At 71.2% G+C, this 16,264-nt stretch carries 16 protein-coding genes; 8 read left to right on the top strand and 8 right to left on the bottom strand.

Annotation, left to right across the window (positions count from 1 at the left end):
* The first annotated feature begins 17 nt into the window (after nucleotides 1–17).
* Nucleotides 18–719, top strand: coding sequence for an SDR family NAD(P)-dependent oxidoreductase (locus ACQP00_RS06760; RefSeq protein WP_433215911.1), 702 nt, complete (start codon nucleotides 18–20; stop codon nucleotides 717–719).
* Nucleotides 720–727: 8 nt separating this feature from the next.
* Here the strand turns inward: ACQP00_RS06760 and ACQP00_RS06755 are convergent, their stop codons facing one another.
* Nucleotides 728–1,552, bottom strand: coding sequence for an alpha/beta hydrolase (locus ACQP00_RS06755; protein WP_433215908.1), 825 nt, complete (start codon nucleotides 1,550–1,552; stop codon nucleotides 728–730).
* 122 nt (nucleotides 1,553–1,674) lie between these two features.
* On the opposite strand from ACQP00_RS06755, the gene ACQP00_RS06750 reads away from it, so the two are divergent.
* Entirely contained in the window at nucleotides 1,675–3,180 is a 1,506-nt protein-coding gene (locus ACQP00_RS06750; RefSeq protein ID WP_433215905.1) for an aldehyde dehydrogenase family protein, read from the top strand.
* 8 nt (nucleotides 3,181–3,188) lie between these two features.
* Here the strand turns inward: ACQP00_RS06750 and ACQP00_RS06745 are convergent, their stop codons facing one another.
* On the bottom strand, nucleotides 3,189–3,821 hold the full coding sequence (locus ACQP00_RS06745; RefSeq protein WP_433215902.1) for a DUF4126 domain-containing protein: 633 nt from the start codon (nucleotides 3,819–3,821) through the stop codon (nucleotides 3,189–3,191).
* A gap of 59 nt (nucleotides 3,822–3,880) precedes the next feature.
* On the opposite strand from ACQP00_RS06745, the gene nucS reads away from it, so the two are divergent.
* Complete coding sequence (gene nucS / locus ACQP00_RS06740) at nucleotides 3,881–4,540, top strand: endonuclease NucS (protein ID WP_433057222.1); 660 nt, start codon at nucleotides 3,881–3,883, stop codon at nucleotides 4,538–4,540.
* Here the strand turns inward: nucS and ACQP00_RS06735 are convergent.
* Entirely contained in the window at nucleotides 4,537–6,510 is a 1,974-nt protein-coding gene (locus tag ACQP00_RS06735; RefSeq protein ID WP_433215899.1) for a protein meaA, read from the bottom strand. The genes nucS and ACQP00_RS06735 overlap by 4 nt on opposite strands.
* A gap of 62 nt (nucleotides 6,511–6,572) precedes the next feature.
* Here ACQP00_RS06735 and ACQP00_RS06730 point away from each other — a divergent pair, with 62 nt between their 5' ends.
* Genes ACQP00_RS06730 through ACQP00_RS06715 form a run of 4 tightly spaced genes read left to right on the top strand, consistent with a single transcriptional unit; the run spans nucleotide 6,573 to nucleotide 10,726 of the window.
* On the top strand, nucleotides 6,573–7,421 hold the full coding sequence (locus ACQP00_RS06730; RefSeq protein WP_433215896.1) for an ABC transporter ATP-binding protein: 849 nt from the start codon (nucleotides 6,573–6,575) through the stop codon (nucleotides 7,419–7,421).
* Nucleotides 7,418–8,203 (top strand): ABC transporter permease, encoded by a 786-nt coding sequence (locus tag ACQP00_RS06725; protein WP_433215893.1) that lies wholly within the window; start codon nucleotides 7,418–7,420, stop codon nucleotides 8,201–8,203. The genes ACQP00_RS06730 and ACQP00_RS06725 overlap by 4 nt, the downstream gene beginning before the upstream one ends.
* Before the next feature lie 43 nt (nucleotides 8,204–8,246).
* A complete protein-coding gene (locus tag ACQP00_RS06720; RefSeq protein ID WP_433215890.1) occupies nucleotides 8,247–10,385 on the top strand; it encodes an ATP-binding protein in 2,139 nt (712 codons plus the stop codon).
* Nucleotides 10,386–10,426: 41 nt separating this feature from the next.
* Nucleotides 10,427–10,726 (top strand): hypothetical protein, encoded by a 300-nt coding sequence (locus ACQP00_RS06715; protein ID WP_433215887.1) that lies wholly within the window; start codon nucleotides 10,427–10,429, stop codon nucleotides 10,724–10,726.
* A gap of 271 nt (nucleotides 10,727–10,997) precedes the next feature.
* Here ACQP00_RS06715 and murA read toward each other — a convergent pair whose 3' ends face one another.
* Nucleotides 10,998–12,281, bottom strand: coding sequence for a UDP-N-acetylglucosamine 1-carboxyvinyltransferase (gene murA, locus ACQP00_RS06710; protein ID WP_433215884.1), 1,284 nt, complete (start codon nucleotides 12,279–12,281; stop codon nucleotides 10,998–11,000).
* Between the two features lie 28 nt (nucleotides 12,282–12,309).
* On the opposite strand from murA, the gene ACQP00_RS06705 reads away from it, so the two are divergent.
* Nucleotides 12,310–12,882 carry a cob(I)yrinic acid a,c-diamide adenosyltransferase gene (locus ACQP00_RS06705; protein ID WP_433215881.1) on the top strand — a complete coding sequence of 191 codons (573 nt, stop codon included), beginning with the start codon at nucleotides 12,310–12,312 and terminating at the stop codon, nucleotides 12,880–12,882.
* Nucleotides 12,883–12,888: 6 nt separating this feature from the next.
* Here ACQP00_RS06705 and ACQP00_RS06700 read toward each other — a convergent pair whose 3' ends face one another.
* The 4 genes from ACQP00_RS06700 to ACQP00_RS06685 form a co-directional block, all read right to left on the bottom strand.
* Nucleotides 12,889–13,344 (bottom strand): DUF2550 domain-containing protein, encoded by a 456-nt coding sequence (locus ACQP00_RS06700; protein ID WP_433215878.1) that lies wholly within the window; start codon nucleotides 13,342–13,344, stop codon nucleotides 12,889–12,891.
* 16 nt (nucleotides 13,345–13,360) lie between these two features.
* Nucleotides 13,361–13,642 carry a F0F1 ATP synthase subunit epsilon gene (locus ACQP00_RS06695; RefSeq protein ID WP_433057202.1) on the bottom strand — a complete coding sequence of 94 codons (282 nt, stop codon included), beginning with the start codon at nucleotides 13,640–13,642 and terminating at the stop codon, nucleotides 13,361–13,363.
* A gap of 262 nt (nucleotides 13,643–13,904) precedes the next feature.
* The gene (gene atpD / locus ACQP00_RS06690; RefSeq protein WP_433215875.1) at nucleotides 13,905–15,338 is read right to left on the bottom strand and encodes a F0F1 ATP synthase subunit beta; all 1,434 of its coding nucleotides are present in this window, start codon (nucleotides 15,336–15,338) and stop codon (nucleotides 13,905–13,907) included.
* A complete protein-coding gene (locus tag ACQP00_RS06685; protein WP_433215872.1) occupies nucleotides 15,338–16,264 on the bottom strand; it encodes a F0F1 ATP synthase subunit gamma in 927 nt (308 codons plus the stop codon). The genes atpD and ACQP00_RS06685 overlap by 1 nt, the downstream gene beginning before the upstream one ends.

Genomic DNA, 16,264 nt, shown 5'->3' with positions numbered 1-16,264 from the left:
GGGAATAGAGTGACCGCATGCGTGCCGTCGTGATCACCGGGGTGTCCCGCGGCCTGGGCGCCGCTCTCTTCGACGTCTCCACCGCGCGCGGCGATCGGATCCTGGCGGTCGGCCGGCACTTCAACCAGCAGCAGCAGCAGCTCCGCGACGACCGGCCCACCGACGTCACGTTGTTCTCGACGGACATCGCCGACGCGCACTGGCTGCCCGACTACGACACCCTGCGCGCGTTCCTGCGCGACGCCGACGAGGTGGTGCTGATCCACAACGCCGCCGTCGTCGAGCCCATCGGCGCCGTCGGGAAGCTCAGCACCGAGGCGATCACCAACGCGATCGCGGTGAACCTGACCGCGCCGCTCGTGCTCACCAACACGTTCCTGCGGGCCGCGCCGTCCGACGCGCGGGTGCGCGTGCTGTTCATCTCCTCGGGCGCGGCGCACCGCATCATCGACGGCTGGGCGCTGTACTGCACCACCAAGGCGGCCGGCGAGACGTTCTTCGACGTCGTGGCCTCACAGGTCAAGGACGACGAGCGGATCAGCGTGGCGAACGTCGACCCCGGCCAGATGGACACCGGCATGCAGGAGAACATCCGCCGCGCGGCCGCGTCCGGCGCGTACTTCCCCGGCCAGCAGCGCTGGGTCGACGCCCCGGCGGAGGGCCGGCTCGCCGACCCCATCGCCGTGGCCGAGCGCATCCTGAAGGAGCACGCCTCCTAGGGCGGTCCTCAGCCGGCGAGCACTTCCCGCAGCTTCGCGGCGAACGGGGCCGCGTCGCCGAAGCCGCCGTGCCCGCCGGGGAACTCGACCACCGTGGTCTCCAGACGGGCGGCGAGCTCGCGGCCGGCCCGGTTCGCCGGCTCACCCGCGCTCGCCGCGCCCACCGCCGGCACGATCCGCACCGGGCTGGAGCGCAGGCCGTCGAGGTCCGGGACATACGCGCCGACGGGCGGGATCTCGTACGCCACGAAGATCTCCAGGTTCGCCTGCATCCGCTGCGCGAAGTCGGGCGCCGGCTCGGACTGCGGCGCGCCGTCGTCGCCGTGCATGTCCATCCCGGCGCCGAAGACGCCCATCGCCGCGCCCGCGCCGCCGTCCCGGTAGGCCTCGCCGACCTGGGCCAGCAGCGCGCGGAAGCGCTCGAAGTCGGGCAGCAGCTCGAACACCGGCGGTTCGTGCGCGATCACGGTGCGGACCATGCCCGGGTAGCGCGCCGCGAGCTCCAGCGCGATCACCGCGCCCGAGCTGTTGCCGAACACGTCGGCCGGCTCCCCCTCGGTGACCCCGACCGCGCCGAGGATGCGGTACGCGTCGTCCGCCTGCTCCTCCAGGATGATCTCGGCCGGCGGCCCGTCGAGCACGCTGCGGGAGTTGCCGCGGCGGTCGTAGGTGACGACGGTGTGCTCGGCGGCGAGCTCGTCGGCCAGGACCGCGAACCCCTCGGCGTCGTAGATGCCGCCGCAGATGAGCAGCAGCACCGGGCCGCTGCCGCGCACCTCGTAGTACAGGGTCGCGCCGGGCACCTTGAGCTGGTCGGTCTTCACGGGTTCCATGTGTGCGTTCCCTCCTGCGGTTGTGGTACCCAACGGTCGGAGCACCGCACCGGGTTCTCGACATGCGACGACGGGCCGTTCCGGGCCTACTCGTGAGTAATTTCCGGGTTTACACTCGCGCCATGACCGCCACGCGAACGCCCGGCGTCCCCGCCATCGACGAGGGCTCGCTGATCTCGACCAACCCCGCGACGGGCGAGGAGGTCGGCCGCTTCCCGGTCGCCTCCGCTGATTCTCTCACCGAGGCCGTGGCCAGGGCGCGTGACGCGGCCGCGTGGTGGGCGGGTCTCGGGTTCTCCGGGCGCAAGCAGCGCCTGCTGGCGTTCCGCAGCGTGCTCACCAACCGCCTGGAGGAACTGGCCGCGCTCATGAACCGCGAGGGCGGCAAGCCCCGCGCGGACGCGCTGGTCGAGGCGATCGCGGCGATCGACCACATCGCCTGGGCGGCACAGCACGCGCGCAAGGTGCTGGGCCGGCGCCGCACGGGCAGCTCCATCCTGCTCAAGGAGCACACCTCGTACCTCGAGTACCTCCCGTTCGGCGTCGTCGGCGTCATCGGGCCGTGGAACTACCCGATCCTCACGCCGATGGGCTCGATCGCCTACGCGCTGGCGGCGGGCAATGCGGTGGTGTTCAAGCCCAGCGAGTACACCCCGGCGGTCGGGCAGTGGTTCGTGGACCGCTTCAACGAGGTCGTCCCCGAGCACCCCGTCCTGCAGATCGTGCACGGCCTCGGCGACGTGGGGGCCGCGCTCTGCCGCAGCGGCGTCGACAAGATCGCCTTCACCGGCTCGACCGCGACCGGCAAGAAGGTCATGGCCGCGGCGGCCGAGTCGCTCACGCCCGTACTCCTGGAGTGCGGCGGCAAGGACGCGATGATCGTCGCCGCCGACGCCGACCTCGACTCGGCCGCCGAGTCCTGCGTCTGGGGCGGGCTGACCAACGCCGGGCAGACCTGCGTCGGGATCGAGCGGGTGTACGTCGCCGAGCCCGTCTACGACGACTTCCTCAACCGCGTCGTGGCGCGGGCGGCGAAGCTGCACGTCGGGGCCGAGCCGACCGCGGACATCGGCCCGATCACCATGCCGTCGCAGATCGACATCATCCGCCGGCACATCGAGGACGCCCTGACCCGCGGCGGCCGCGCGGTCCTCGGCGGCGCGGAGGCGGTCCAGCCGCCGTTCGTCAACCCGACGATCCTGGTCGACGTGCCCGAGGACGCGGCGGCGGTGCAGGAGGAGACGTTCGGCCCGACGCTGACCGTCACCCGCGTGCGCGACGCCGCGGAGGGCGTGCGGCTGGCCAACAACACCGGCTACGGCCTCGGCGGGGCGATCTTCTCCAAGTCGCAGGGTCTGGCCCTGGCCCGCCAGGTGCGCTCCGGCATGACCTCGATCAACTCGGCCCTGACCTTCGCCGGGATGCCGACGCTACCCTTCGGCGGCGTCGGCAACTCCGGCTTCGGGCGCATCCACGGCGCCGACGGCCTGCGGGAGTTCACCCGCCCGAAGGCCATCGTCAAGCGCCGGGGCCCGACGGTGCTGGCCGCGATGACCTTCGACCGCACCGACAAGACCCTGGCCCAGATCGTCCGCGTCGTGAAGCTGGTGCACGGCCGCAGCAAGTAGCCCGGCGGCTACGGCTGCGGTCGCCACCCCTGTGCGGCCGCCCATTTCGCGGCGGCCTTCTCCTCCTTGCGCTTCTTGCGGCGCCGCAGCAGCCAGCCGAAGCTGAGGAAGAGCACCAGCATGAAGAGCAGCACCACGATCGGCAGCACGATCGCGATCACCGACAGGAACGCGCTGAAGAAGTCCTCGATGGTGCTCACGATCGGGGCGCCGAACCCGACCGTGGTGGCGTTGACGACCGGGCGGGTCGCGGCCTTCATCCCGTGCACGCCCAGCGAGATGGCGCCGCCGACCACTATCGGTACCCATTGATGGCTTGTGAAAAAGGACCCCGGATCGGTCACCGTGACCGTCTCCGAGCTCGACGCCGCGCCGAAGGCCAGGCCACCCGCGGTGGGGCGGATGAAGGTCTGGATGACGTCGTTGACGTGGTCGAGCATCGGGATCTTGTCGGCCACGAACTCGATGGCCAGCAGGACCGCGACGATCGTGAGCGTCCACCCGTTCTCCATCCACGCCCAGTTCGACGGCAGCGTGATGAGATCCGTGTAGCGCGCCAGCAGGCCGATCGCCATCAGCGGGATGTAGGCGTTGAGCCCGGCCGATGTGGCGAGGCCGAGACCCGTCAATGACTCCAACACCCCTGAAGCATGACATTGCGATGCCAGTCCCACCCGCTGAGCGGGTTAGGCTGTCCGCCGTGCGTCTCGTCATCGCCAAGTGCTCGGTCGACTACATCGGCCGGCTCACGGCCCATCTCCCGCCCGCGACCCGCCTGCTGCTGATCAAGGCCGACGGCTCGATCTCGATCCACGCCGACGACCGGGCGTACAAGCCGCTGAACTGGATGAGCCCGCCCTGCCGGCTGGAGGAGTCCGAGGGCCTCTGGCGCGTGGTCAACAAGGGCGGCGAGGAGCTGCGGATCACGATCGAGGAGATCCTGCACGACAGCTCGCACGAGCTCGGCGTCGACCCGGGCCTGGTCAAGGACGGCGTCGAGGCGCACCTGCAGGAGCTGCTGGCCGCCGCCCCGCAGACCCTGGGCGCCGGGTTCACGCTGGTCCGCCGGGAGTACATGACCGCGATCGGCCCCGTCGACCTGCTCTGCCGCAACGGCGAGGGAGCGACCGTCGCCGTCGAGATCAAGCGCCGCGGCGAGATCGACGGGGTGGAGCAGCTGACCCGCTACCTCGAACTGCTCGGCCGCGACCCGCTGCTCGCCCCGGTGACCGGCATCTTCGCCGCCCAGGAGATCAAGCCCCAGGCCCGCGTCCTGGCCGAGGACCGCGGCATCCGCTGCGTCGTCCTGGACTACAACGCCCTCCGTGGCGTGGTCAAGGACGAGCTGACGCTGTTCTAAAGGCGATGAGCCTCTCGTACCACGGTGACCAGTTCGTCGACGACGTTGGTGATGGCGAAGTCCTTCGGCGTGAACACCCGCGCGACGCCCGACGAGCGCAGCGCCTCCGCGTCGTCGGGCGGAATGATCCCGCCCACCACCACTGGCAGATCCACGAGCCCCGCCGATCGCAACCCGGCCAGCACCGACGCCACCGCCGCCAGGTGGGACCCCGACAGCACGGACAACCCCACGAGGTCGACGTCCTCCTCCACCGCGGCCGCCACGATCTGCGCGGGGGTGAGGCGGATTCCCTGGTACACGACCTCGAAGCCGGCGTCGCGCGCCCGCACGGCGATCTGCTCCGCCCCGTTGGAGTGTCCGTCGAGGCCGGGCTTGCCCACGAGCATCCGCAGCCGCCCGGTCCCGAGCTCGGCCGCCGTCGCCCGCACCCGCGCGCGCACCGCGTCCATGTCCCCGGCCGGCGCGGAGATCGTGGCGGTCAGGCCGGTCGGCGCCCGATACTCCCCGAACACCTCACGCAGCGCCCCGGCCCACTCCCCCGTGGTCACGCCGGCGGCCACACAGGCCAGCGTCGCGTCCATCAGGTTGTCCGAACGGGACGCGGCCGCGCGCAGCGAATGCAGTGCAGCGCTCACGTCGCCCCGCTCCGCGCGCCACCGCGCGACGGAGTCCACCGCGGCCTGCTCCACCGCGGCGTCGATCTGCTCGATGGAAAAGGCGTTCAGCGGCGAGGGCTCGGTCGCGGTGAAGCGGTTGACGCCCACCACCACGTCGTCCCCGCGCTCCATCCGCGCGCGGCGTTCGGCCAGCGAGGCGACCAGCGCGCTCTTGAGGTAGCCGGACTCGACGGCCGCGACCACGCCGCCCATCTCCAGCACCCGCTCCAGCTCGGCCGAAGCGCCCGCCACGATGCCGCCGACCAGCGCGTCCATCACGTGCGAGCCCTCGAACAGGTCGGGATATTCCAGCAGGTCCGACTCGAACGCCAGCACCTGTTGCATCCGCAGCGACCACTGCTGATCCCACGGCCGCGGCAGACCGAGTGCCTCATTCCAAGCCGGCAGTTGTACGGCACGTGCCCGCGCCGACCGTGAGAGCGTCACGCCCAGCATCTCCAGGACGATCCGCTGGACGTTGTTCTCCGGCTGGGCCTCGGTCAGGCCGAGCGAGTTGACCTGCACGCCGTAGCGGAACCGGCGCGCGGACGCGTCCCGCACGCCGTAGCGCTCCAGCGTCAGCCGGTCCCACATCGCGGTGAAGGCCCGCATCTTCGCCGTCTCCTCGACGAAGCGCACGGACGCGTTGACGAAGAACGAGATCCGGGCCACCACGTCGGCGAAGCGCTCGGGCGCGACCTGGCCCGAGTCGCGCACCGCGTCGAGCACGGCGATCGCGGTGGCCAGGGCGAAGGCGACCTCCTGCACGGGCGTCGCGCCGGCCTCCTGCAGGTGGTACGAGCAGATGTTCACCGGATTCCACCGCGGGCAGTGCGCGACCGTCCACGCGATCGTGTCCGTCGTCAGGCGCAGCGAGGGCCCGGGCGGGAAGATGTGCGTCCCGCGCGACAGGTACTCCTTGACGATGTCGTTCTGCGTCGTCCCCGCCAGCCTGGCGAGATCGACGCCGTGCTCGCGGGCGCACGTGACGTACAGCGCGAGGAGCCACATCGCGGTCGCGTTGATGGTCATCGAGGTGTTGGCGCGCCCGAGATCGATGCCGTCGAACAGCGCGCGCATGTCGCCCAGGTGCGCGACCGGCACCCCGACCCGGCCGACCTCGCCCCGCGCGAGCTCGGCGTCGGGGTCGTAGCCGGTCTGCGTGGGCAGGTCGAACGCCACGGAAAGGCCGGTCTGGCCCTTGTCCAGGTTGCGCCGGAAGAGCGCGTTGGAGGCGGCCGCCGAGGAGTGGCCGGCATAGGTGCGCATCACCCACGGTCGATCGCGTTCGGGAAGCCGCTCGATGCCCATGGGGGCACCCTACTGAACGGTAACTAGGAGGTCTCCATGAAAGATGTCACCCACCTATAGTGATGCCCGTGGCGGATGCGATCACGGTGCGCGGCCTGCGCAAGGCCTATGGCAAGGCGGTCGCCGTCGACGGTGTCGACCTCGACGTGCGCGACGGCGAGGTGTTCGCGCTGCTGGGCCCGAACGGCGCCGGCAAGACGACGACGGTCGAGATCCTCGAGGGCTTCCGGAAGCGCACGTCGGGCGAGGTCTCGGTGCTCGGCATCGACCCCCAGCACGGCGACGCGGCGTGGCGCTCGCGGGTCGGCGTGGTGCTGCAGAGCACCGGCGAATTCGACGACCTGACCGCGCGCGAGGTGGTCCACCACTTCGCCAACTACTACCCGTCCGCCGCCGACCCCGACGAGATCATCACGCGGGTCGGCCTGGCCGAAAAGCAAGGCGCCCGCACTCGGACCCTCAGTGGCGGTCAGAAGCGCCGGCTCGACGTCGCCCTGGGCATCGTCGGCCGCCCCGAGCTGCTGTTCCTGGACGAGCCGACGACCGGGTTCGACCCCGAGGCCCGCCGCGAGTTCTGGGGCCTGATCCGCGACCTCGCGGGCGCCGGCACGACGATCCTGCTCACCACCCACTACCTGGACGAGGCCGAGGCGCTGGCCGACCGCGTGGGCGTCCTCGCGGGCGGCAAGCTCATCGCCGTCGACACGCCCGGCAGCCTCGGCGGCCGCGGCGAGGGCGGGGCCACCGTCGCCTGGCAGAGCCCGGACGGCCCGCGCAGCGAGCGCACCGAGACCCCGACGGCGACGGTCGCGCGCCTGGCCGAGCAGTTCGGCGGCGAGGTGCCGGGCCTGACCGTCACCAGACCCAGCCTCGAGGATGTGTACCTGCGGATGATCGGGGCCGGCGAATGAACACCCTGCGGCTGGGCTTCCTGCGCGGCGGCCTGGAGATCAAGCAGTTCCTGCGCAGCCGGGAGTCGGTGGTCTTCACCCTCGCCTTCCCGTTGATCCTGCTGTGCGTGTTCGGCGCGGTCTTCGGCGGCGAGATCGCACCCGGCGTGACGTTCACGCAATACTTCGCGGCCGGCATGATCGCCGCCGGCCTGCTCTCGACCGGCTTCCAGAGCCTGGCCATCCAGATCCCGATCGAGCGCGAGAAGGGCATCCTGAAGCGGCTGCGCGGCACGCCCATGCCCCGCGCGGCGTACTTCATCGGCAAGGTGGTCATGGTCCTGGCCATCGGCCTGGTCGAGACGATCCTGCTGGTGACGGTCGCGACGCTGTTCTTCAACGTCGAGCTGCCGGCCACCGGCGCGAAGTGGCTCACCTTCGTCTGGGTCGCGCTGCTGGGCATCACCGCGTGCACGCTGTGCGGAATCGCGTTCTCGTCGCTGGCCCGCTCGGGGCGCAGCGGGCCGGCCGTGGTCACCCCGGTCGCGATCGTCCTGCAGTTCATCTCCGGGGTCTTCTTCCAGTACACGGAGCTGCCCGACTGGATGCGCGGGATCGCCTCGGTGTTCCCGCTCAAGTGGATGACGCAGGGCATGCGCTCGGTGTTCCTGCCCGACTCGTTCGCCGTCCAGGAGCCCTCGGGGTCCTGGCAGCACGGGACGATCGCGCTGGTCCTGGCCGCCTGGATCGTCGTGGCCGGGGTGCTGTGCCTGCTGACCTTCCGCTGGACCGAGCGCGACTGACCGTTTTACTCAAAGCGGTTCCGGCCCTGCCGATCAGCGTTGGGTGACGGGTCGGCTCGGCAAGGCGGTCCGCCAGGTCGGCTGGGCCGGTGCGCTGGCGATCGTGCTCGTGCTCGCCCTCGGCCTCGGCGCGTCGTGGCAGGCCGCCCACGCCATTCACCAGGGCCAGCGGGAGCGCGCGCAGGCGGTGCTGAACCGCGCGGCCGACCTGTCCGACGCATCGGTCGGCTCGGAGATCCACCGGTACCTCGACGCGCTGCGCACCGTCGCGGCCGCCGTCGGCTCGCACAACGAGCTGACCTATGACGACTTCGCCGCGACCACCGCCCCGCTGCGCCAGGCCGGGCTCGTCGGCGGAACCTCGCTGGTCTTCCTGGTCGCGGCCGACGACGCCCAGGTCCCCTCCGTCCAGGACTACTGGCGCAAACGCGGCGTGCCCGACCTGGAGCTCAAGCCGCAGGGCAACGGCCGCGAGCATCTGTTCACCATCTTCACCCGCCCGCTGGACGACACTCCCACGTTGCCGGCCGGCACCGACCTGTCCCAGGCCGCCGAGCCGACCACCGCACTGTGGGAGTCGCGGCGGTCCGGCGACACCGCGGTGTCCGACACCTACGTGCTGCTGCGCGACCGCGGGCTGCCCGCCGCCGAGCAGCAGCTGTCGTTCCTGCTCGCCTCGCCCGCATACGGCGACCCGACCCCGGACGGCCGCCGCGAGTTCAAGGGCTGGGTCGTGCTCGGCCTGCGCGGCCAGGACTTCATCGGCCGCGTGCTCAACCGCGCGACCCAGGGCCAGGCCGACGCCGAGCTCTGGGCGCGCAACGGCGGCGGCGAGGAGAGCCGCGTCGCCCGGCTGCACCAGGCCGGGCAGCACCCCGACCTCCGCCGCGAGACGCCCGTGCCGATCGCCAACCGGGAATGGCAGCTCGTCGTCTCGGTCGACTCGGCCCGGATGGGCGGTTCGGCCCAGGCCCTGCCGCTGCTCGTCGGGATCGGCGGCACCCTGCTCACCCTGCTCGTCTGCGCGATGCTGTGGGCGCTGGCGGGCGCGCGGGGGCGGGCCGAGGCGCGCGTGGTGACCGCCACCGCCGGTCTGCGCGCCGCCCAGCGCGTCGCCGACAACCAGGTCGCGCTGCTCAACGGCATCCTGGAGCGGATCAGCGACGGCGTCGGGGTGGTCGACGAGACCGGCGAGTTCCTGGTCCACAACCCGGCCGCGCAGGCGATGCTCGGCGACGCGTCCGACCAGTCGGGCATCTTCCGCCCCGACGGCACCACCCCGTTCCCGACCGACGAGCAGCCGATCGTGCGCGCCCTCGCGGGGGTGGCCACCGACAACGTCGAGATGCTGATCCGCGACCCGGAGCGGCCCGAGGGCGTCCTGCTGTCGGTGAGTGGCCGCCCGCTGGACGTGGACGGCCAGCGGGCCGCGATCGCGGTCTTCCACGACATCACCGAGGCGCGGGAGCGCGAGGCCGACCTGGCCGCGTTCGCCGGCATCGTCGCGCACGACCTCAAGAACCCGCTCACCGTCATCGGCGCCCACGCGGAGATGGGCCGCGACGCGCTGCCGGACCACCCCGAGCACGCCGCCGAGAGCCTGGACCGGGTCAGCGCGGGCGTCGTGCGGATGCGCCGCCTGATCGACGACCTGCTCGCGTACGTGACCGCGCGCGACGCCGCCCTCAAGACGACCGAGGTCGACCTGGCCCTCCTCGTCACCGACGTGGTCGCCGAGCGCGTCGGCCACCTGCGGGTCAAGCCCGACCTGTACGTCGGCACGCTCCCGCGCGTCGTCGCCGACCCGGCCATGCTGCGCCACGTCCTGGACAACCTCGTCGGCAACGCGCTGAAGTACGTCCACCCCGGCCGCACCCCGAAGATCGACATCAGCGCCCAACCCGCCGCGCCCGGCTGGATCCGCGTCGAGGTGGCCGACCGCGGCATCGGCATCCCCGACGCCGACAAGCCCCACGTCTTCGAGTCCTTCCACCGCGCCCACGCCGGCCAGTCCTACGGCGGCACGGGCCTCGGCCTGGCCATCTGCCGCCGCATCGTGGACCGCCACGGCGGCACCATCACCGTCACCGACAACCCCGGCGGCGGCAGCCGCTTCAGCTTCACCATCCCGGCCGCCCTGCCCCTCGTCCCCGCCGCCGTGGACGTCCACGAGTACGCCTAGAAGCCCTCCACCACGTGATCAACTGATGACAGAATGTGTGGGTGCCCCTCATGTACCTCGCGGGGTGGGCCGCCTCGGCCGGCGTGCTGGCCGCCCTGCTGCTCATCATCCGCCTGCTGAAGTACGGCAGCCAGGCCCGTCCCGCCCCCGCCCCGCGGCCCGACTACGGCCTCCTGCGCACGGTCTCGATGGTCGGCGACCTGTCCTTCGCCCGCGACGTACGCGACCGCCTCCGCCACAACGGCGTCCGCGCCACCCTGGCCACCGGCCCGGACGGCATGGTCCGCATCCTGGTCTTCGCCGACGAACTCGACCGCGCCCGCCGCCTCATCAGCTCCTGACCCGCTACGCTCCGCGCGTGCCCCACCCGCGGTCGTCTCCGACCTCGACGGCACGCCATCCACCACGAGGCCGCCGCAGCGGAGGCGCTCGACCGCTCGTTGCCCGCCCACGACCCGCCGCGCGGAAGCGGGCCCAGCGGAAAAGGCGCGAGCTCGAAACCGCGCGACGGGCCTCGCGGCCGAACGCGGGCTCGGCGCCTGGGACGACGCAGCCGCCGACCGCTGGTTCGCCGGCTATCTCGGGCGCTCCCCCACCGTTCTGCAGAACGACCTAGAAATCGAACTGATCCGGCGGGGCGACCGAGCGCTCCACCTGCACGCCCAGGTTGCGCAGGTCGGATTCGAAGCTCGGGTACCCCCGGTCGATGTGATGCACGTGCCGGATCTCGGTGATGCCGTCCGCGCACAGCCCAGCGATCGCGAGGCCCGCGCCCGCGCGGATGTCGGTCGCGGTCACCGGGGCGCCGGAGAGGCGGTCCTTGCCGCGCACGACCGCGTGGTGGCCGTCGGTGCGGATGTCGGCGCCCAGGCGGGACATCTCGTTGATGAACATGAAGCGGCCGTCGAAGATGTTCTCGGTCACCAGGGACGAGCCCTCCGAGACCGCGGCCAGGCCGACCGCCATCGGCAGCAGGTCGGTCGCGAAGCCGGGGAAGGGCAGGGTGACCACGTCGACGGCCTTCGGGCGGGTCGGCATGACCACGCGGAAGGAGTCGGGGGCGGTGGTCACGTCGCCGCCGGCGGTCACCACCTTGTCCAGGGCGATCTCCAGGAACGCCGGGTCGATGCCGTGCACCGTCACGTCGCCGCGGGTCATGGCGGCGGCGAAGGCCCAGGTGCCGGCGACGATGCGGTCGCCGACGGTACGGTGCTCGACCGGCCGCAGCTCGGGCACGCCCTGCACGACGAGGCGGGAGGAGCCGGCGCCCTGGATGTCGGCGCCCATGTCGGTCAGCATGCGGCAGATGTCGACGATCTCCGGCTCGCGGGCCGCGTTGTCGATCTCGGTGCGGCCGTTGGCCAGGACGGCGGCCATGAGCAGGTTCTCGGTGGCGCCGACGCTGGGGAAGTCGAGCCAGATCGTGGCGCCGTGCAGCTTGGGCGCGGTGGCGATGACGAAGCCGTGCTCGCCGGAGATGTCGGCGCCCATCCGGCGCAGGCCCTCGACGTGCATGTCCAGGCCGCGGGAGCCGATGGCGTCGCCGCCGGGGTGGGCGACGCGCACGTGGCCGCGGCGGGCCAGCAGCGGGCCGAGCACGCAGATCGAGGCGCGCAGCCGGCGCACCAGGTCGTAGTCGGCCTCGGTGCCGAGCTCGTCGGGCACGTCGATCACGACCCGGTCCTCGTCCTGCTCGACGTCGCAGCCGAGCCGGCGCAGGACCTCGGCCATGATGGCGATGTCGGTGATGCGCGGCACGTTCGTCAGCACGCTGCGGCCGGTCGCCAGCAGCGCGGCCGCCATGAGTTTGAGTGCCGAGTTCTTCGCCCCGACCACGGATACGTCACCGGACAGCCGAGCGCCGCCCACAACACGGATCACGTCCACGTCCGTCATCGTAGGGGGATTCCGTACCGTGAAAACCATGGCCATTCACCTCACGCGGATCTACACGAAGACCGGCGACACCGGCACGACTGGATTGGGCGACTTCTCGCGGGTCTCGAAGACGGATCCGCGCCTGGTCGCATACGCCGACGTCGACGAGGCCAACGCGGCCATCGGGGTCGCGCTGGCGCTCGGTGCGCTGGACGAGCGGCTCGCGACGGTGCTGCGGACGGTACAAAATGATCTGTTCGATGTCGGTGCGGATCTGTGCAATCCGGTGGTCGCGGACCCGCCGCACCCGCCGCTGCGGGTCACCCCCGAGCAGGTCGAGCGGCTCGAGCGGTGGTGTGACGAGTTCAATGAGGAGCTGCCGAAGCTGGACTCGTTCATCCTGCCGGGCGGGACCCCGGGCGCCGCGCTGCTGCACGTGGCCCGGACGGTGACCCGGCGGGCGGAGCGCAGCGGGTGGGCGCTGTGGGAGGCCGACGAGGCCCGGACCAACGAGGTCGCGCTGCAGTACCTCAACCGCCTGTCCGATTTGTTGTTCATTTTGTGCCGCACGGCCAACCCGGGCGGCGACGTGAAATGGGTGCCGGGCGGGCAGCGGTAGCAGGGCTCAACTGGCCTTGTAGCGGTAGGGGCGCGTCTCCGGGGTGGGATCCCCCGGCGGCGACGCCTCGACCCAGGACAGGAAGCCGGTCAGCGCCCGCTCGGCCATCGCGATCTCGACGGGCGCCTGGCGGCTCACGCAGCGCACGATCACCCAGTCCGGCGCGAGGACCAGCAGCTCGGCCGCGTCCGGCGCGCGGCGGCGCTCGACGACGAGCCCACGCCGGGAGATCACGCGGCGCGGGCCCGGCCAGTAGCTGAAGATGCGGTACCAGCGCAGCTCGTCACCCGCGAACCGGGCGAGGCCGGCGGACCAGCCGCGGCCGGGGACCATCGTGCTGAGGCGCACCCCGAGCTCGATGGTGCCACCCTGCCGGGCGATCACGAGCCGGCGCAGGAACAGCAGCGCCAGGGCGGCGAGCAGGAGCAGGACCGCGATACCGATGTACTCGACGATCCTCACCCGCGCCGCCCGGTCGTCAGTGGGCTGCGGAGGAGGAGGCGGGGGTGCAGCTCTCGGCGAGGACCGTCACGCCGGTGCCGGTGACGGAGATGAACCCGCCGGCCACGTCGTAGGCGAGCTCCCGGCCGCCCTGCTTGATGCGCACCTGGCCCTCCTCGGCGAGCTGACCGAGGAGCTGCTCGTGGCCGTACAGCACTCCGAGCTCACCCTCGGTGGTGCGCGCGATGACCATGTCCGCGTCGCCGGACCACACTTTCTCCTCGACGGCTACGAGCTCGACGTGCAGCTGCCTCGCCACGCTAGTTACTCCTCGTGTGCGCGATTCGGTTTGGTGGAGTCTAGTCAATCATCGGCCGCGTCGAGCAGTGGGCCTCACCACGTTGGCACACCTGGTGAACGGCCCGAATACGGCTCGCGTGCGACCTCGGCCCGATCACTTCAGAGCGTGACGCACGTCACCGCCTGCTGAAGCGAGTTTGCCGAAATTTTCAAGTGTTCGTCATGAAAAGAAGGGCGCGTCACCCTGAGCGACGCGCCCTCCCGAAGTACCGACGAGAACGTCAGTCCTTCATCAGCTCGTGGGCCTTCTTCTCGAGGTCCTCGAGGCCGCCGCACATGAAGAACGCCTGCTCGGGGAAGTGGTCGTACTCACCCTCGGAGATCTTCTTGAACGACTCGATGGTCTCCTTGAGCGGGACCGTCGAGCCCGGGACGCCGGTGAACTGCTCGGCGGCGTAGGTGTTCTGCGACAGGAACCGCTCGATGCGCCGGGCCCGGTTGACCGTGACCTTGTCCTCTTCGGACAGCTCGTCCATGCCGAGGATGGCGATGATGTCCTGCAGGTCCTTGTACTTCTGCAGGATCCGCTGCACCTCGCGGGCGACCGTGTAGTGCTCGACGCCGACGAACTCCGGCGCGAGGATGCGCGAGGAGGACGCCAGCGGGTCGACGGCCGGGTAGATGCCCTTGTCCGAGATCGACCGCTCGAGGTTGGTCGTCGCGTCCAGGTGGGCGAACGTGGTGGCCGGCGCCGGGTCGGTGTAGTCGTCGGCGGGCACGTAGATCGCCTGGAGCGAGGTGATGGCCTTGCCCCGGACGGAGGTGATGCGCTCCTGCAGGAGGCCCATCTCGTCGGCCAGGGTCGGCTGGTAACCCACGGCGCTCGGCATACGGCCGAGCAGGGTCGACACCTCGGAACCGGCCTGGGTGAACCGGAAGATGTTGTCGATGAAGAGCAGCACCTCCTGGTTCTGGACGTCACGGAAGTACTCCGCCATGGTCAGCGCCGAAAGGGCGACCCGCAGCCGGGTGCCCGGCGGCTCGTCCATCTGGCCGAAGACCAGCGCGGTCTTGTCCAGAACGCCACCCTCGTCCATCTCCAGGATGAGGTCGTTGCCCTCGCGGGTGCGCTCACCCACGCCGGCGAACACCGACGTACCACCGAAGTTGCGGGCGACACGGGTGATCATCTCCTGGATGAGCACCGTCTTGCCCACGCCGGCGCCGCCGAACAGGCCGATCTTGCCACCGCGCACGTACGGCGCGAGCAGGTCGAGCACCTTGATGCCGGTCTCCAGCATCTCGGTCTTCGGCTCGAGCTCGGCGAACTTCGGGGCCGGGCGGTGGATCTCCCAGCGGTCCTTGATCTCCAGCGTCGACTCGTCGGCGTTGAGGACCTGGCCGAGGGCGTTGAACACGTGGCCCTTGGTCACGTCGCCGACCGGCACCGAGATGCCGGCGCCGGTGTCGCGCACCTCGGTGCCCCGGATGAGGCCGTCGGTGGGCTGCATGGAGATCGCGCGCACCATGTTGTCGCCGAGGTGCTGCGCGACCTCGAGCGTCAGCGTCTTGGTGCCCTCGGAGAGGGTCACGTCGACGTGGAGCGCGTTGTAGATGTCGGGCATCGCGTCACGCGGGAATTCGGCGTCGACGACCGGGCCGATGACCCGGACCACGCGGCCGACCGCGGTCTTGGTGTCTGTGGGTGCAGTCATCACACGTCTCTTCCCGCCGCCGCCAGCGCGTTGGCGCCGCCGACGATCTCGCTGATTTCCTGGGTGATTGCCGCCTGCCGCGCGGAGTTCATCTCGCGGGTGTACCGCTTGAGCAGGTCGTCGGCGTTGTCGGAGGCGCTCTTCATGGCGCGCCGGCGGGCGGCCGACTCACTGGCCGCCGACTCCAGCAGCGCCGCGAAGATCCGCGTGTTGATGTACTTCGGCAGCAGCGCCTCGAGCAGCTGCTCCGCGTCCGGCTCGAACTCGTACGCCGGCAGCGGGCCGCTGACCTCGGTCTCCTCGACCTCCATGGGCGCGACGATGCGCGCCACCGGGGTCTGGGTCATCAGCGAGCGGAACTCCGTGTGGACCATGAACAGCTCGTCGATGCCGAGGACGCCGTCGGGGCCGGGGCCGTCGACCGAGTCGTCGGCGCCGTTGACGAACGCCTGGATGAGCGTCTCGCCGATGTCGGCCGCGTTCTCGTAGCGCGGCTGCTCGGAGAAGCCCGTCCAGCTGCCCGCGATCTCACGGCCGCGGAACCGGTAGTACGCGACGCCCTTGCGGCCGGCGACGTACAGCGCGACCTGCTTGCCGTCCTGGCGCAGCCGAGCGATCAGCTGCTCCGCGGTGCGCAGGGCGTTGGCGTTGTACCCGCCGCAGAGGCCACGGTCGCTGGTCACGATCAGCACGCCGGAGCGGCGCACCCGGGCCCGCGGCACCAGCAGCGGGTGATCGACGTTGGTGTTGCTCGCCAGCGCCGTCAGCACGTCCGTGATCGCCTGGGCATAGGGCAGGGAGGCGGCGACCCGCTCCTGCGCCTTGCCGATGCGGCTCGTGGCGACCAGCTCCTGCGCCTTCGTGATCTTCTTGGTCGACTTGACCGTGCGGATCCGACGGCGCAGTGCCTGTACCTGACCGGCCAT

Origin of the sequence: Dactylosporangium sp. CS-047395 (assembly GCF_050942185.1) — a bacterium.
Lineage (GTDB): Bacteria > Actinomycetota > Actinomycetes > Mycobacteriales > Micromonosporaceae > Dactylosporangium.
The sequence above is the reverse complement of the archived record's forward strand: the minus strand, read 5'-3'. Positions and strand labels throughout refer to the sequence as shown.

Excerpts from the sequence above, each read along its gene's own strand:
- ACQP00_RS06760 (WP_433215911.1), top strand. The coding sequence starts at position 18 with ATGCGTGCCGTCGTGATCACCGGGGTGTCCCGCGGCCTGGGCGCCGCT.
- ACQP00_RS06755 (WP_433215908.1), bottom strand. The coding sequence starts at position 1,552 with ATGGAACCCGTGAAGACCGACCAGCTCAAGGTGCCCGGCGCGACCCTG.
- ACQP00_RS06750 (WP_433215905.1), top strand. The coding sequence starts at position 1,675 with ATGACCGCCACGCGAACGCCCGGCGTCCCCGCCATCGACGAGGGCTCG.
- ACQP00_RS06735 (WP_433215899.1), bottom strand. The coding sequence starts at position 6,510 with ATGGGCATCGAGCGGCTTCCCGAACGCGATCGACCGTGGGTGATGCGC.
- ACQP00_RS06730 (WP_433215896.1), top strand. The coding sequence starts at position 6,573 with ATGCCCGTGGCGGATGCGATCACGGTGCGCGGCCTGCGCAAGGCCTAT.
- ACQP00_RS06725 (WP_433215893.1), top strand. The coding sequence starts at position 7,418 with ATGAACACCCTGCGGCTGGGCTTCCTGCGCGGCGGCCTGGAGATCAAG.
- murA (WP_433215884.1), bottom strand. The coding sequence starts at position 12,281 with ATGACGGACGTGGACGTGATCCGTGTTGTGGGCGGCGCTCGGCTGTCC.
- ACQP00_RS06705 (WP_433215881.1), top strand. The coding sequence starts at position 12,310 with ATGGCCATTCACCTCACGCGGATCTACACGAAGACCGGCGACACCGGC.
- atpD (WP_433215875.1), bottom strand. The coding sequence starts at position 15,338 with ATGACTGCACCCACAGACACCAAGACCGCGGTCGGCCGCGTGGTCCGG.
- ACQP00_RS06685 (WP_433215872.1), bottom strand. The coding sequence starts at position 16,264 with ATGGCCGGTCAGGTACAGGCACTGCGCCGTCGGATCCGCACGGTCAAG.